14 protein-coding genes, 1 pseudogene and 1 other annotated feature are annotated in these 14,390 nt (G+C 55.4%); of the genes and pseudogenes, 11 read left to right on the forward strand and 4 right to left on the reverse strand.

What is annotated here, in order from left to right:
* Nucleotide 1: 1 nt before the first annotated feature.
* A complete protein-coding gene (gene rluB / locus IBT46_RS02555) occupies nt 2-901 on the reverse strand; it encodes a 23S rRNA pseudouridine(2605) synthase RluB (protein ID WP_200543751.1) in 900 nt (299 codons plus the stop codon).
* Nucleotides 902-1,607: 706 nt separating this feature from the next.
* On the opposite strand from rluB, the gene IBT46_RS02560 reads away from it, so the two are divergent.
* Nucleotides 1,608-2,234, forward strand: coding sequence for a serine protease (locus tag IBT46_RS02560; protein ID WP_200543752.1), 627 nt, complete (start codon nt 1,608-1,610; stop codon nt 2,232-2,234).
* Between the two features lie 49 nt (nt 2,235-2,283).
* Here the strand turns inward: IBT46_RS02560 and IBT46_RS02565 are convergent, their stop codons facing one another.
* The gene (locus IBT46_RS02565; protein ID WP_200543754.1) at nt 2,284-2,904 is read right to left on the reverse strand and encodes an L-threonylcarbamoyladenylate synthase; all 621 of its coding nucleotides are present in this window, start codon (nt 2,902-2,904) and stop codon (nt 2,284-2,286) included.
* Between the two features lie 52 nt (nt 2,905-2,956).
* On the reverse strand, nt 2,957-3,835 hold the full coding sequence (locus tag IBT46_RS02570) for a PHP domain-containing protein (RefSeq protein ID WP_234479919.1): 879 nt from the start codon (nt 3,833-3,835) through the stop codon (nt 2,957-2,959).
* Nucleotides 3,836-3,991: 156 nt separating this feature from the next.
* Nucleotides 3,992-4,090, forward strand: a sequence feature (Trp leader region).
* Between the two features lie 23 nt (nt 4,091-4,113).
* Here IBT46_RS02570 and IBT46_RS02575 point away from each other — a divergent pair.
* From IBT46_RS02575 to IBT46_RS02605, 6 genes and pseudogenes are all read left to right on the forward strand, one after another.
* A complete protein-coding gene (locus IBT46_RS02575) occupies nt 4,114-5,676 on the forward strand; it encodes an anthranilate synthase component 1 (protein WP_105595201.1) in 1,563 nt (520 codons plus the stop codon).
* Nucleotides 5,676-7,268: pseudogene (gene trpD, locus IBT46_RS27170) on the forward strand (bifunctional anthranilate synthase glutamate amidotransferase component TrpG/anthranilate phosphoribosyltransferase TrpD). Before IBT46_RS02575 ends, trpD begins: the two are co-directional and overlap by 1 nt.
* Nucleotides 7,269-7,270: 2 nt before the next feature.
* Nucleotides 7,271-8,635, forward strand: a complete 1,365-nt coding sequence (trpCF, locus tag IBT46_RS02590; RefSeq protein ID WP_200543760.1) for a bifunctional indole-3-glycerol-phosphate synthase TrpC/phosphoribosylanthranilate isomerase TrpF — start codon at nt 7,271-7,273, stop codon at nt 8,633-8,635.
* Nucleotides 8,636-8,719: 84 nt separating this feature from the next.
* Nucleotides 8,720-9,910 (forward strand): tryptophan synthase subunit beta, encoded by a 1,191-nt coding sequence (gene trpB, locus IBT46_RS02595; protein ID WP_200543762.1) that lies wholly within the window; start codon nt 8,720-8,722, stop codon nt 9,908-9,910.
* Nucleotides 9,910-10,716, forward strand: coding sequence for a tryptophan synthase subunit alpha (gene trpA, locus IBT46_RS02600; protein ID WP_200543764.1), 807 nt, complete (start codon nt 9,910-9,912; stop codon nt 10,714-10,716). The genes trpB and trpA overlap by 1 nt, the downstream gene beginning before the upstream one ends.
* Nucleotides 10,717-10,865: 149 nt before the next feature.
* Nucleotides 10,866-11,180 carry a BON domain-containing protein gene (locus tag IBT46_RS02605; protein ID WP_200543766.1) on the forward strand — a complete coding sequence of 105 codons (315 nt, stop codon included), beginning with the start codon at nt 10,866-10,868 and terminating at the stop codon, nt 11,178-11,180.
* 55 nt (nt 11,181-11,235) lie between these two features.
* On the opposite strand, the gene ompW is transcribed toward IBT46_RS02605, so the two are convergent.
* Nucleotides 11,236-11,868: an outer membrane protein OmpW gene (ompW, locus tag IBT46_RS02610; protein WP_200543768.1), complete on the reverse strand. Its 633-nt coding sequence runs from the start codon at nt 11,866-11,868 to the stop codon at nt 11,236-11,238.
* A 275-nt stretch (nt 11,869-12,143) separates the two neighbouring features.
* Here ompW and IBT46_RS02615 point away from each other — a divergent pair, with 275 nt between their 5' ends.
* The 4 genes from IBT46_RS02615 to yciA all read left to right on the forward strand — a co-directional run bounded on the left by IBT46_RS02615 (nt 12,144) and on the right by yciA (nt 14,374).
* The gene (locus tag IBT46_RS02615) at nt 12,144-12,563 is read left to right on the forward strand and encodes a YkgJ family cysteine cluster protein (protein WP_200543770.1); all 420 of its coding nucleotides are present in this window, start codon (nt 12,144-12,146) and stop codon (nt 12,561-12,563) included.
* 23 nt (nt 12,564-12,586) lie between these two features.
* Nucleotides 12,587-13,324 (forward strand): YciC family protein, encoded by a 738-nt coding sequence (locus IBT46_RS02620; protein WP_200543772.1) that lies wholly within the window; start codon nt 12,587-12,589, stop codon nt 13,322-13,324.
* A gap of 74 nt (nt 13,325-13,398) precedes the next feature.
* The gene (locus IBT46_RS02625) at nt 13,399-13,938 is read left to right on the forward strand and encodes a septation protein A (protein WP_200543774.1); all 540 of its coding nucleotides are present in this window, start codon (nt 13,399-13,401) and stop codon (nt 13,936-13,938) included.
* 13 nt (nt 13,939-13,951) lie between these two features.
* On the forward strand, nt 13,952-14,374 hold the full coding sequence (yciA, locus tag IBT46_RS02630) for an acyl-CoA thioester hydrolase YciA (protein ID WP_105595212.1): 423 nt from the start codon (nt 13,952-13,954) through the stop codon (nt 14,372-14,374).
* The last annotated feature ends 16 nt before the right edge of the window (nt 14,375-14,390 follow it).

The raw sequence follows: 14,390 nt of genomic DNA on the forward strand, positions 1-14,390 counted from the left end.
CTTACGGCTTGCCCTGCTGACGCTTTGAACCCGGACGGCGGCTGCCGCCGGGCTTCGCAGCTTTGGTGGTGGTCGTATGGCGTTTCACCGCACGACGGATCTGATTCGCTTTGGTACGGCGGCGATCTTTCTCAAGCGGTACTTTGCTGACGGTTTCTGCTTCCAGCCCGACCAGCTCGCGCAGATAGTTGGTTGGCTGCAGATCCAGCTCGGTGTAACCCCCGCGCGGCAGGCCTTTTGGCAGATCGATATCGCCGTAGCGGACGCGGATCAGACGGCTCACCTGCACACCCACCGCTTCCCACAGGCGACGAACCTCACGGTTGCGTCCTTCCGTCAGGGTAACGTTGTACCACTGGTTAATACCTTCACCGCCGGTAAATTTCAGGGTCTTAAATGCTGCCGGACCGTCTTCCAGCTGCACGCCACGGCTCAGCTGTTTGATTTTCTCGTCATCCACCTGGCCGAAAACGCGTACCGCATATTCACGCTCAACTTCGCGGCTCGGGTGCATCAGGCGATTTGCCAGCTCACCGTCAGTGGTGAACAGCAGCAGGCCGCAGGTGTTTACATCCAGACGGCCGACGGCAATCCAGCGCGCGCCACGCAGCTTAGGCAGACGATCGAACACCGTTGGGCGACCTTCCGGATCGCTGCGGGTGCACAGCTCGCCTTCCGGTTTGTAGTAGGCCAGAACGCGGCAAACTTCAGTAATGGATTCACTGACCGGCACAACGTGCCCGTCAATACGAATTTTCAGGGAACTGCTTGGCTCAACGCGGTCACCCAGCGTGGCCAGCTTGCCGTCAACGCTGACGCGTCCGGCGGAGATCATGGTTTCGATTTCACGACGGGAACCGTGCCCGGCACGTGCTAAAACTTTCTGTAACTTCTCGCTCATGGAGCTGCCTCTTTGTCGCCTTCCCAGGCGTCATGGTGAAAGCAAAATTTCTTTTGTTTTCAATAACTTATATTTAAATTCGGAGGATATTATACAGACTTTTACCCCCGCTGTAACCTGTTTGTTCGCAGGATGATGCCCTAATTTTAGCCTGGCTGAGCGGGAATTGCAGAAACGATCGCTCGCCATATTAAAAAATTTATTTACCGGCGCGCGATAAAGTTAAATCCCTTCACATAAAGATAAATAAAAAAACAGCCTTCAGGGTTTACCCCTCCGCTGAGATCTTATTTCCCTGCGTAAACCCCCTTAATTTAAGTCATTATTTATCGCCGGGAAAATAACGCTACAACCCACAAAATAAAAAACACTTAGTCATTTAAAAACATAAACATACAAGAAAAATTGCATTCAAATAAAAATTAAAAACAGTCTTAATGCCATGTTTGTTATTAGATATCATTGTTTTAAGAATGAATAATTACCCTTTAAAACACTTCAGCGAATAAGATTTTTCCAGGAAACAAACAGGTAGTCCCGTGATTTTCGTTTATCTCATCCTTGTTTCCCCTCCCTCGCAGAAATGATAGCGCGCTGACGTCGTTATTTCGTTTGTTATTAATCCGTCGGGTCATCACCCGGCACAGGACCACCCATGTCTTTAACGCGTAAAGGCGATAAACGACGTGGCTGACATGTGAATAAAATGGATATTAAAAAGTGTCTGCTGGCGCTGTCGCTGCTGGCGTTAACCGGTTGCTCCGTGGGTAGCTACAGCTACAGTCGCGAAGCGATGAAGCGGGTCGATATGAATTTTGTCGGCATCCCCACCATTCTTGGCGTCGGTGCGCTTGGTACCAGCATTCCGATTACGCCGGAATACAGCCTTACGGCAGCCCACGTGGCGCGCTGGACAATGCATCTGGTGAAGGCTTATCACCCTTACTGCGATCTGGCGATCATCCATCATAAAAATAACATGAAGAAGCTACCGGAGTTTCGCACCACCAAAGTGGGCGAACCAGTACGGATGTATGGTTACAGCTTCTTCTCAGCCATGCCGGTTGAATCATCCGGCAACAATCTGGCGATCACAGCAATCCGCAACGGCTGGAATAAAAAGCCCTGCGTAGCCATGGCATCGAACGCCGGGGCCGTTCAGGGCATGTCAGGGGGTGCGGTTTATCACAGTGATGACAGCATTGGCGGCGTGCTGGTCGGTTACAGCAGCGAAGTTAAAAACACCGCAACGCAGGAGACAAAATTGAAAGACGTGTCTCTCTATATCCCCTATCAGGTATTCCAGAAGTGGCTGGAGGAATCAACATCTTAACGCCTCCCGGAGAGAGGCAGGACAGGATTAACATCCTGCCTCAACGCTGCTAAAGGAATGGCTGAATATCACCCACACCTTCACGAACAACCACCGGTGAATCATCGGTCAGATCAATCACGGTTGTCGGCTGCTGTCCCAGGTAGCCACCGTGAATAATTAAATCGACCAGTTTGCCAATTTCATCCTGAATGGCTTCCGGGTCCGACTCGGTAAAATCATTGCCCGGGAGCATGAGCGAGGTCGACATCATCGGCTCGTTCAGCGCTTCCAGCAGGGCCAGCGCAATCGGATTCGACGGTACGCGCAGGCCGATGGTTTTACGTTTTTCACTCATCAGGCGGCGCGGAACTTCTTTCGTCGCCTTGAGGATAAAGGTGTAGTTGCCCGGCGTGTTGTTTTTGATTAGCCGAAACGCGGTGTTGTCGACGTGCGCATAGGTCGACAGTTCGGACAGATCGCGGCACATCAGGGTGAAGTTATGGTTGCCATCGAGTTGGCGAATGCGGCAGATACGCTCCATCGCATTCTTATCTTCCAGCTTACAGCCCAGCGCATAGCCGGAATCCGTTGGATAGACGATCACGCTGCCTTTATTCAACATCTCTACCGCCTGCTTGATCAGTCGCGGCTGCGGATTATCCGGGTGAATATAGAAAAACTGACTCATAGAAACCTCTTATCCGTACATCAGCAATGACATTGACGTCGCCTGCTTCAGGCTATTGCTTAACGATTTCTGGAAAACGCTGCCACACGGCATCAACACCGCCGGGTAGCCATAATTTTTTTCCCAACTCAATCCACGCGCAGGGCTGATGAAAATCAGACCCCTGCGATCCCGCCAGTTGATACTCCTGCGCGTATCGCGCCAGCTGCGTTCGTTCCTGCGGAGCCTGCTGACACTGCGCGACCTCCATCGCTTCACCGCCCTGTTCGCTGAAGTGGGCAATCAGGCGTTTCAGCCACTTGGCAGACAGCCCGTAGCGGCCCGGATGGGCCAGTACCGCACGACCACCAGAATCATGAATCGCATCAACGGCTTGTTTAATTGTACACCACTGCGGCGGAACGTAGCCGGTTTTACCGCGAGCCAGATAGTTTTTAAACACCTTCTGCATCGTGTCGGCTTTACCGGCGGCGATGAGAAAACGGGCAAAATGTCCGCGCGTCACCGCGCCGCCCTGAGCCAGCTCAAGGGCGGCTTCCAGTGCACCGGGTATCCCTGCTTTTTCCAGACGCTCAGCGATCATCCGCGCACGCGCCATCCGTCGTTCACCCTGTTCTGCCAGGAAGGTCACCAGTCCCGGATGGGTGATATCCACCCCCAGGCCAACAATATGGATCTCATGGTTCTCCCACAGCGACGACACCTCAACGCCAGCAATCAGCTGCAGCGGCAGCTGATGACGCTCAATAGCCTCACGCGCGGGCTGAACGCCGTCGGTGGTGTCATGGTCGGTGACGGCCAGCACGCCGACGCGATGTTCTACCGCGCGCAGCACCAGCTGCTCCGGGGTAAGTAACCCGTCAGATGCGGTGGTGTGACTGTGAAGATCGAAGATAGGAAAAGAACTGGTTGGTGTGGCTGCTACTGTCAAAACGGCTCCGGCATTGGCGGGAATATCGCAGCATGATAACGTCATTCCTTGCTAAGGGAAAAAGAGTATTGACTTTTTTTCCGCGTTCCAGTTAACTAGTACGCAAGTTCACGAACATAAGGTATCTGTATCATGTCATATTCACTCTCTCTGATGACTGGTTGGTGGCGCACTTCTCCCTGAACGGGCGATGTCGTCGTGCACGGTTACTACGTTGTGCAGATACTCAGGCCCGCTAAATGCGGGCTTTTTTTTGAGCAAAAAACAGAGATCAAACCATGTCGAATGCCAAACCTACAGTGAAGTTGATTACCGGCAATGCACCCTACCGCGAAGATCCAGCCGCCGTCTTCCACCAGCTCTGCGGCGCACGCTCCGAAACGCTGCTGCTGGAATCAGCGGATGTTGACAGCAAGCGTAACCTGAAAAGCCTGCTGATTGTCGACAGCGCCCTGCGCATCAGCGCGCTGGATAAAACCGTGCAGATTCAGGCTCTGTCTGAAAACGGCCGCGCCCTGCTGACGCTGCTGGATGCGGCTCTGCCTTCATCAGTGCAGAATCACGTTCGCCCCGATGGCCGTGAACTGGTCTTCCCGCACAATACCGAAATTCAGGATGAAGACTCTAACCTGCGTGCCCTGTCGGTGTTCGATGCCCTGCGCCTGATCCCGCAGCTGATCAACGTCCCGGCAGAAAATCGTGAAGCCATGCTGCTCGGCGGGCTGTTCGCCTACGACCTGGTCGCGGGCTTCGAATCGCTGCCGGCATTAAAGAACGAGCAGCGCTGCCCGGACTATTGCTTCTACCTGGCCGAGACGCTGCTGGTGATTGACCATCAGCAGCAAACCGCCCGCCTGCAGGCCAGCCTGTTTACCTCTTCTCCGGCCGAATTCATTCGCTTGCAGAGCCGCATCGAACAGCTGCACAGCCAGATGCTTCAGCCAGCACCGGCACTTCCGGTGCAGACCGTTGACGGCATGGCGCTGAGCGTCAGCCAGAGCGATGAAGACTACTGCCAGGTGGTTCGCCAGATGCAGGAAGCCATTCGCATTGGTGAAATCTTCCAGGTGGTGCCGTCACGCCGCTTCTCGCTGCCGTGCCCTTCACCACTGGCCGCCTACGATACGCTGAAAAACAGCAACCCCAGCCCGTACATGTTCTTTATGCAGGACCGCGATTTCAGCCTGTTCGGCGCATCGCCGGAAAGCTCACTGAAGTACGACGCGGAAAGCCGCCAGATTGAAATCTATCCGATTGCCGGTACGCGCCCACGCGGCCGCCACGCAGACGGTTCACTGGATCGCGATCTCGACAGCCGCATTGAGCTGGAAATGCGTACCGACCACAAAGAGCTGGCCGAACATCTGATGCTGGTGGACCTGGCACGTAACGATCTGGCACGCATCTGCGAACCCGGCAGCCGCTACGTGGCGGATTTGACCAAAGTGGACCGCTACACCTTCGTGATGCATCTGGTTTCTCGCGTCGTCGGCAAACTGCGTGGCGATATTGATGTGCTGCACGCCTACCGCGCCTGCATGAATATGGGCACCCTGAGCGGCGCGCCGAAAGTACGTGCCATGCAGCTGATTGCCAAAGCCGAGGGCACCCGTCGCGGCAGCTACGGCGGCGCGGTCGGCTACTTCACCGCCAGCGGCGACCTGGATACCTGCATTGTTATCCGCTCCGCGTGGGTGGAAGACGGCGTTGCTACCGTGCAGGCCGGTGCCGGTGTGGTTCTGGACTCGAACCCGCAGGCAGAAGCTGACGAAAGCCGTAATAAAGCCCGCGCCGTTCTGCGTGCGATTGCCACCGCTCACCACTGCCAGGAGATTTTCTGATGGCCGATATTCTGCTGCTCGATAACTTCGACTCCTTTACTTATAACCTCGTCGATCAGTTACGCACCTTTGGCCATCACGTGGTGGTTTATCGTAACAACGTTCCTGCCGCCACGCTGATTGCGCGCCTGCAGGAGATGGAAAACCCGGTATTGATGCTGTCACCCGGCCCTGGCGCACCGTCTGAAGCGGGCTGCATGCCGGAACTGCTGCAACAGCTGCGCGGACGCCTGCCGATCATCGGCATCTGTCTGGGCCACCAGGCGATTGTGGAAGCTTACGGCGGCCACGTCGGCCAGGCCGGTGAGATCCTGCATGGCAAAGCCTCGGCGATTACCCACGATAACGAAGGTATGTTCGCCGGTCTGAGCAACCCGCTGCCGGTGGCCCGCTACCACTCGCTGGTGGGCAGCAATATTCCTGACGGACTGACGGTTAACGCCACCTTTAATGGCATGGTGATGGCCGTTCGTGACGACGCACAGCGCGTCTGCGGCTTCCAGTTCCACCCTGAATCCATTCTCACCACCCAGGGGGCTCGCCTGCTGGAACAAACCCTTGCATGGGCGCTGGCGTAACCGAGGAGAAGCCTAATGAACACTATTCTGGAAAAATTATTTCAGGCCGAGATCCTGACTCAGGCGGAGAGCCACCAGCTGTTTTCCGCGATTATCACCGGACAGCTGGAACCGACTCAGCTGGCAGGCGCGCTGATTGCGATGAAGGTTCGCGGTGAGCATCCGCAGGAAATCGCCGGTGCAGCGACCGCCCTGCTGGAAGATGCCAAACCGTTCCCGCGCCCGGACTATGACTTTGCCGATATCGTCGGCACCGGCGGCGACGGCAGCAACAGCATTAATATCTCCACCGCCAGCGCCTTCGTGGCTGCAGCCTGTGGACTGAAGGTGGCCAAACACGGCAACCGCAGCGTGTCCAGTAAGTCGGGGTCCTCCGATCTGCTGGCCGCGTTCGGCATCAGTCTGGATTTGCCTGCGGAACAGGCACGCCAGGCGCTGGATGAACTTAACGTGTGCTTCCTGTTTGCACCGCAGTATCACAGCGGATTCCGCCACGCGATGCCGGTACGCCAGCAGCTGAAAACCCGCACCATCTTCAACGTGCTTGGTCCGCTGATTAACCCGGCACGGCCTCCGCTGGCGGTGATCGGCGTGTACAGCCCGGAGCTGGTGCTGCCGATTGCTCAGGCGCTGAAAGTATTAGGCTATCGCCGTGCGGCAGTGGTGCACGGCGGCGGCATGGATGAAGTGGCGCTGCACAGCGTCACCCACGTAGCCGAACTGCGTGAAGGTGAAATCACCAGCTACCAGCTGACCCCGGATGACTTTGGCCTGAGCTATCATCCGCAGGAGGCGCTGGCGGGGGGTTCCCCGGAAGAAAACCGTGACATTCTGGCGCGTTTACTCCAGGGTAAAGGCGAGCTGGCTCATGAAGAAGCCGTGGCGGCCAATGTCGCCCTGTTACTGAAGATTTTTGGCCATGAAGATTTGCGACAGAACGCTCAGCAGGCGCTGGAAACCATCCGCAGCGGCCAGGCTTATAAACATGTGGTCGCACTGGCAGCAAGAGGATAATCATGCAGCAGGAAACCGTACTGAATAAGATTGTTGCGGACAAAGCCATCTGGCTTGCCGCCCGTCAGCAGCAGCAGCCGCTGGCCTCATTCCAGAATGATATCGTTCCGTCTACCCGCAGCTTTTATGATGCGCTGAGCGGCACGCGCACGGTGTTCATTCTCGAATGTAAGAAAGCATCGCCATCTAAAGGGCTGATCCGCGATGATTTCGACCCGGCCACCATCGCCGGCGTCTATAAAGACTATGCCTCCGCCATTTCGGTGCTGACCGACGAGAAGTATTTCCAGGGCAGCTTTGATTTCCTGCCGATCGTCAGTTCGGTCGTGACCCAGCCGGTACTGTGCAAAGATTTTATTATCGACCCTTACCAGATTTACCTGGCCCGTTACCATCAGGCAGATGCCATTTTACTGATGCTTTCGGTGGTCAGCGATGAGCAGTATCGCCAGCTTTCCGCCGTGGCGCACAGTCTGAATATGGGCGTGCTGACCGAAGTGATCAGCGATGAAGAGCTGGAGCGCGCCACCGCTCTGGGGGCGAAAGTGGTGGGAATTAACAACCGCGACCTGCGCGATCTCTCGATTGATCTCGACCGCACCCGCCGCCTGGCGCCGAAAGTGGCGCACGGTGTGACGGTTATCAGCGAATCCGGAATTAACAGCTATGCCCAGGTGCGAGAGCTGAGCCATTTTGCTAACGGCTTCCTGATTGGCTCTGCGCTAATGGAAGAGGCCGATCTGGCCGCAGCGGTGCGCCGGGTGATTATCGGTGATAATAAAGTGTGCGGTCTGACCCGGCCACAGGACGCGCAAAGCGCGCTGGCAGCGGGGGCGATTTACGGTGGACTCATTTTTGCTGAAGGCTCACCGCGCAAAGTAGACCTGACCGTTGCGCGATCGGTGATTGCCGCTGCCGCACTGAAATATGTTGGCGTGTTCCGCAATCAGGCAGTGAGTGACGTTGTCACTACCGCCGGTGAACTGGGGCTGACAGCGGTACAGCTGCACGGCGACGAAGACCGTCAGTACGTCAGCCAGCTGCGCGACGCGCTGCCTGCCGAAGTGCAGATCTGGAAGGCATTCAGCATTCGCGACAGCCTGCCGCAGCGCGACTGGCCGCACGTTGATCGCTACGTGTTCGATCACGGTAACGGCGGCAGCGGTCAGTCATTCGACTGGTCACTGCTGCAGGGCCAGACGCTGAAAAACGTGCTGCTGGCCGGTGGACTGAGTGCTGATAACAGCGTTGAAGCTTCCCGCCTCGGCTGCGCCGGTCTGGACTTCAACTCCGGGGTAGAAAGCGCCCCCGGTATTAAAGATGCCGATAAAATCGCCTCGGTGTTTCAGACGCTGAAAGCCTACTGAAATAGCGAAATACTCAGGCCGGCACAATCATTTTTCGTCGGGCGCGATCCACGCCCGCGCAGAGAGAGAATAAAGAGACGCGATATGACCAAATTAAATCCCTATTTTGGCGAGTTTGGCGGCATGTATGTGCCGCAGATCCTGATGCCCGCACTGCGACAGCTGGAAGACGCTTTTATCAGCGCCCAGAGCGACCCGGAATTCCAGGCTGAATTTACCGGCCTGCTGAAAAACTATGCCGGTCGCCCTACCGCGCTGACGCTGTGTAACAACCTGACCAAAGGTACGAAAACTCGCCTGTACCTGAAGCGCGAAGACCTGCTGCACGGCGGCGCGCACAAAACCAACCAGGTGCTGGGCCAGGCTCTGCTGGCCAAGCGCATGGGTAAAAAAGAAATTATTGCTGAAACCGGCGCCGGACAGCACGGTGTGGCTTCAGCGCTGGCCAGCGCCCTGCTCGGCCTGAAGTGCCGCATCTACATGGGTGCAAAGGACATTGAGCGCCAGTCGCCGAACGTTTTCCGCATGCGTCTGATGGGTGCAGAAGTGATCCCGGTGCACAGCGGTTCGTCGACGCTGAAAGATGCCTGTAACGAGGCGCTGCGCGACTGGTCCGGCAGCTATGAAACCGCTCACTATATGTTGGGCACCGCGGCCGGTCCGCATCCGTTCCCGACTATCGTTCGCGAGTTCCAGCGCATGATTGGCGAAGAGACCAAAGCGCAGATTCTGGAGCAGGAAGGTCGCCTGCCGGATGCAGTGATTGCCTGCGTCGGCGGCGGTTCGAATGCGATTGGGATGTTTGCCGACTTTATTGATGAAACCAGCGTGGGTCTGATCGGCGTGGAACCGGCAGGTCACGGCATTGAATCCGGCGAGCACGGCGCGCCACTGAAGCATGGCCGCGTAGGCATCTATTTCGGCATGAAAGCGCCAATGATGCAAACCGAAGACGGCCAGATTGAGGAGTCCTACTCCATTTCTGCCGGGCTGGATTTCCCATCCGTCGGGCCTCAGCATGCCTATCTGAACAGCATTGGTCGCGCGGATTATGTTTCGATTACCGACGATGAAGCGCTGGAGGCTTTCCAGGCCCTCTGCCGCAATGAGGGGATTATCCCGGCTCTGGAATCGTCACACGCCCTCGCCCATGCCTTAAAAATGATCCGCGAGAACCCGGAGAAAGAGCAGTTGCTGGTAGTGAACCTCTCCGGCCGCGGCGACAAAGACATATTCACCGTACATGACATTTTCAGCGCCAGGGGAGAAATCTGATGGAACGTTACGATCGTTGTTTTAAGCGCCTGGCAGAACGTAAAGAGGGTGCATTTGTTCCCTTCGTCACGCTGGGCGATCCCACCCCGGAGCTGTCGCTGCAAATTATTGACGCCCTGGTTGCCGGCGGTGCGGATGCGCTTGAGCTGGGTATCCCGTTCTCCGATCCGCTGGCCGACGGCCCGACGATTCAGAACGCCACCCTGCGTGCCTTTGCCGCAGGGGTAACGCCAGCGCAGTGTTTTGAGATGCTGGCGGCCATCCGTCAGAAATACCCGGAGCTGCCGATCGGCCTGCTGATGTATGCCAACCTGGTATTTTCCAACGGCATCGATAACTTCTATGCCCGCTGCCAGGAAGTGGGCGTTGATTCAGTACTGGTCGCGGATGTACCGATTGAAGAATCTGCGCCGTTCCGCCAGTCCGCCATGCGTCACAACGTCGCGCCGATCTTTATCTGCCCGCCAAACGCTGAAGACGATCTGCTGCGTGAAATCGCTTCACACGGCCGGGGCTATACCTACCTGCTATCCCGCGCCGGAGTCACCGGTTCTGAAACCCGTGCGAATCTGCCGCTGAAGCATTTGATCGACAAGCTGAAAGAGTATCATGCTGCCCCACCGCTGCAGGGGTTTGGTATTTCAGAAGCGTCGCAGGTTGAGGAAGCGATTCGTGCCGGGGCTGCCGGGGCGATTTCTGGTTCAGCTATCGTCAAAATTATCGAACAGCACCACAAAAACCCGTCGGTGATGCTGACCGAACTGACCGCTTTTGTCAGTAAACTGAAAGCCGGAACGCGCCAGTAATCCTTTCCTGAAACGGTGCCTTATCTGACGGATAAGGCATTATTTCCTTTCTATTTTTAACATTCTGAACTTGCAGAAACATCATCCGTACCTAAGAATTAGTTATCGCCGCCTTTTCAGCGGTTTAAACCTGGACAGGGAGAAATGCAATGAAGCTGTTGAAAACGATATCAGGAACGATTGCCGCTGCCGTAGTTGCACTGAGCGTTAGCGCCTGCGCACCGACCGCAACGCAGGAGGGAACCGGTGGCTATATTGACGATACGGTGATTACCACCAAGGTGAAGGGCGAACTGCTGCACGACCAGTCTCTGAAATCCACCGCTATCAGCGTGGAAACCTTCAAGGGGCGTGTACAGCTGAGTGGCTTTATCAGCTCGCCGCAGATGGCAAACCGGGCGGTTGAAATCACGCGCGGCGTGGCAGGTGTGAAATCAGTAGTGAATAACCTGCAAATTAAGTAACGGTGCAGAGAGCGAAAAAAGGCGCGAGATTCGCGCCTTTTTTCGTTGAGCGGGCTTAGAAGCGGTAGCCAGCGCCAAAGAAGAACACGAACGGGTTAACGTGGGTGTCAATGCTCTGACGCTCTTCCCCGGCGTTAAAGCGTACTTTGGTGTTGATGTCGATGTACCACAGTGAGGCGTTAAGCATCCAGTCCGGGGTCAGCTGGTAGTCGAGGCCAACCTGACCCGCAACGCCCCAGGTATTTTTCACGCTAAGATTGCTCAGGCCCGCATCGCGACCGGTCTGATTGAAATCGGTGTTGTAAAACATCGTGTAGTTCACACCCACGCCGGCATAAGGCTGCCATTTGCTGGTGTTACCCATAAAGTACCACTGTGCCATCAGCGTTGGCGGCAGCTGGTGCACGGTCGCCAGTGTACCGGTGGCACGCAGCCCGACTTTGTGGCGGAACGGCGTCGCACCGAGAAGCTCAATACCGATATGGTCAGTAGCCATATAGGTAAAGGTCAGCCCCAGCTGCGTGTTGTTGTTAATGTCGAATTCGCCAAGGCCCAGGACGTTATCGGAACCGCCTGTAGGCCGCACGGTGGCGGAACCCGCGCGCATAAAGAAATCCCCTGCTTCATGTGCCGATGCGGCGACCGGTAACAAGGTGACGACAGCCAGCGCTAATGCTCTCAGTTTCATGACCACTCCTTTTAAATTTAAAATTGTGTGTAAACATCTGTGTCCTACTGCGAGGACTTGTGCGATATCAGGACACATATTTACGCTGATTTACTGGAAAGGTCATGCGAATCATTTTTTTCATTCTTCTTATAAAACAATGGCTTGATTTAGATCAATTTCCCACGATTTCGGTATTCGAAAAATCCGATTGACCATTTTTTTTGGAAGCCTTAGCTTTCTATTCTCCTTCAATGTGATTTTGGTTCGAAGCCTCAGGAGGGGCGGGTAATCAGATGAGCGATACTCTTAATCCTTGTGTCAGTTGCGGCGCGTGCTGCGGTACGTTTCGCGTTTCATTTTACTGGTCAGAAGCTGAAGACGGCGGCGGCGTTGTGCCGGTTGATCTGACCGAACCCCTCAACCTTTTTATGCGCAATATGCGCGGTACCAACGATCGCGCTCCTCGCTGCGTGGCTTTACAGGGCGAGATTGGCAGCTGCGTCTCCTGCGGTATTTATGAGCAGCGGCCGACACCCTGCCGGGAGTTTGATATGTCCGGTGAAAATGGCATTTATAATGAAGCCTGTGACCGTGCGCGGGCAAAATATGGCCTGCCGCCCCTGTTTACCCCGGTAAAACCTTCTTTAATCGAAAGTTATGTCAATCTGAGTGCCAGCACCCTACAGGAACATGTACAATCTCCCGGTCTATAAAATCGGCTTTTCAAGGAGTTTACATGTCTATCACGGCGGCTTCGCTATACCGTGACACGGGGAATTTTTTCCGCCATCAGATCCTGACCATTGTGCTGATGGCACTGCTGACCTCGTTTATTTCCGTGCTGATAGGTCACGGGCTGACGCCGGATGCCGATCAGATGTCGATCCTGAATGATGGTGCAGCCGGTTCAGCCACCAGCCTGATGGAGATGGTGCAGAATATGTCGCCGGAGCAGCAGCAGGTTCTGCTGCGGGCTTCTGCGGCAGGAACGTTTGCAGCGCTGATTGGCAATACCCTGCTACTGGGTGGAATGCTGAGTCTGATCCCGATGGCATCTGCCGGCCAGCACGTCAGCGCCCTGCGCGCTATTGGTGCGTCCGCGCCGAAGCTGCTGTCGCTGCTGCTGCTGACGTTCTTAATGACGCTGGTTATCCAGCTGGGCTTTATGGTGCTGGTGGTGCCGGGTTTATTGCTGGCAGTGACGCTTTCACTGTCGCCGATGCTGCTGGTGAATGAGAAGGTTGGCGTGTTTGGCGCCATGCGCGGCAGTATGCGCCTGGCCTGGGGGCATATGAAGCTGGTCGCTCCGGCGGTGCTTTTGTGGATCGTTGCCAAGCTGATCGTGCTGCTGATGGCATCATCCATGACCGTGCTGCCGGCAAACGTTGCCTCGGTGCTGCTAAACGGGTTGAGCAACCTTGTTTCAGCGCTGTTGATTATTTACCTGTCCCGCTTATATATGTTGTTACGCTAATTAACCATGAATGCCTCGACAGAGGCATTCACTGGATGATTTCATTACGTACTGGTCTGATACTGGAAGCCGCTATGAAGCAGTTACTCGACTTTCTTCCCCTCGTGGTCTTTTTCGTTTTTTATAAACTGTACGATATTTTTGTCGCCTCCGGCGCGCTGATCGTCGCCTCTGCCGTCGCCCTGGCCGCAGGCTGGGTTATCTACCGTAAAGTAGAAAAAATGAGCCTGGTGACCTTTGCGCTGGTCGCGGTGTTCGGAACATTAACGATTGCTCTGCATAATCCTGACTTCATCAAGTGGAAAGTGACGATTATCTACGGTCTGTTCACCCTTGCCCTGCTGTTCAGCCAGTGGTTTATGGAAAAACCGTTAATCCAGAGAATGCTGGGCAAAGAGATCCAGCTGCCTGCATTCGCATGGCGTCGTCTGAATATTGCCTGGGCGCTGTTCTTCTTCGTCTGCGGCCTGGCAAATATCTACGTTGCCTTCTGGCTTTCTCAGGACACCTGGATGAACTTTAAAGTGTTTGGCCTGAGTGCGTTGACCCTGCTGTTTACGCTGCTGAGCGGCATCTATATCTACCGTCTGATGCCGCAGCAGGAAGAAAAATAACGGAAGCAAAACAATGAGCGAACAACAACGCGTGCCGCAGGGCGAGATGGTGCTGCGCACCCTCGCTATGCCTGCGGATACTAACGCCAACGGCGATATTTTCGGCGGCTGGCTGATGTCGCAGATGGATATGGGCGGTGCTATTCTGGCGAAGGAGATCGCCGAAGGTCGCGTGGTAACGGTACGCGCGGACGGAATGACCTTTTTAAAACCGGTAGCCGTGGGTGACGTGGTGAGCTGCCACGCCCGCTGCATCCGTACCGGCACCAGTTCCATCACCATAAACATCGAAGTGTGGATTAAAAAGGTCTCTTCAGAGCCGATTGGTCAGCGCTACTGCACCACTGAAGCGGTATTTATCTACGTTGCGGTTGATCCGGAAGGTAAACCTCGGCCGCTTCCTGCAGATAAAATCAACTTCACCGCAGAAGGCTGATTTATCTCCTGCCGTC

It is taken from the genome of Erwinia sp. S38, assembly GCF_016624545.1.
GTDB classification, from domain to species: Bacteria; Pseudomonadota; Gammaproteobacteria; order Enterobacterales; family Enterobacteriaceae; genus Erwinia; species Erwinia coffeiphila.

Coding starts and splice junctions, on each gene's coding strand:
- rluB (WP_200543751.1), bottom strand. CDS start 901: ATGAGCGAGAAGTTACAGAAAGTTTTAGCACGTGCCGGGCACGGTTCC.
- ompW (WP_200543768.1), bottom strand. CDS start 11,868: ATGAAACTGAGAGCATTAGCGCTGGCTGTCGTCACCTTGTTACCGGTC.
- IBT46_RS02575 (WP_105595201.1), top strand. CDS start 4,114: ATGTCGAATGCCAAACCTACAGTGAAGTTGATTACCGGCAATGCACCC.
- IBT46_RS02625 (WP_200543774.1), top strand. CDS start 13,399: ATGAAGCAGTTACTCGACTTTCTTCCCCTCGTGGTCTTTTTCGTTTTT.
- IBT46_RS02615 (WP_200543770.1), top strand. CDS start 12,144: ATGAGCGATACTCTTAATCCTTGTGTCAGTTGCGGCGCGTGCTGCGGT.
- trpCF (WP_200543760.1), top strand. CDS start 7,271: ATGCAGCAGGAAACCGTACTGAATAAGATTGTTGCGGACAAAGCCATC.
- IBT46_RS02605 (WP_200543766.1), top strand. CDS start 10,866: ATGAAGCTGTTGAAAACGATATCAGGAACGATTGCCGCTGCCGTAGTT.
- IBT46_RS02560 (WP_200543752.1), top strand. CDS start 1,608: ATGGATATTAAAAAGTGTCTGCTGGCGCTGTCGCTGCTGGCGTTAACC.
- trpB (WP_200543762.1), top strand. CDS start 8,720: ATGACCAAATTAAATCCCTATTTTGGCGAGTTTGGCGGCATGTATGTG.
- yciA (WP_105595212.1), top strand. CDS start 13,952: ATGAGCGAACAACAACGCGTGCCGCAGGGCGAGATGGTGCTGCGCACC.
- IBT46_RS02565 (WP_200543754.1), bottom strand. CDS start 2,904: ATGAGTCAGTTTTTCTATATTCACCCGGATAATCCGCAGCCGCGACTG.
- trpA (WP_200543764.1), top strand. CDS start 9,910: ATGGAACGTTACGATCGTTGTTTTAAGCGCCTGGCAGAACGTAAAGAG.
- IBT46_RS02620 (WP_200543772.1), top strand. CDS start 12,587: ATGTCTATCACGGCGGCTTCGCTATACCGTGACACGGGGAATTTTTTC.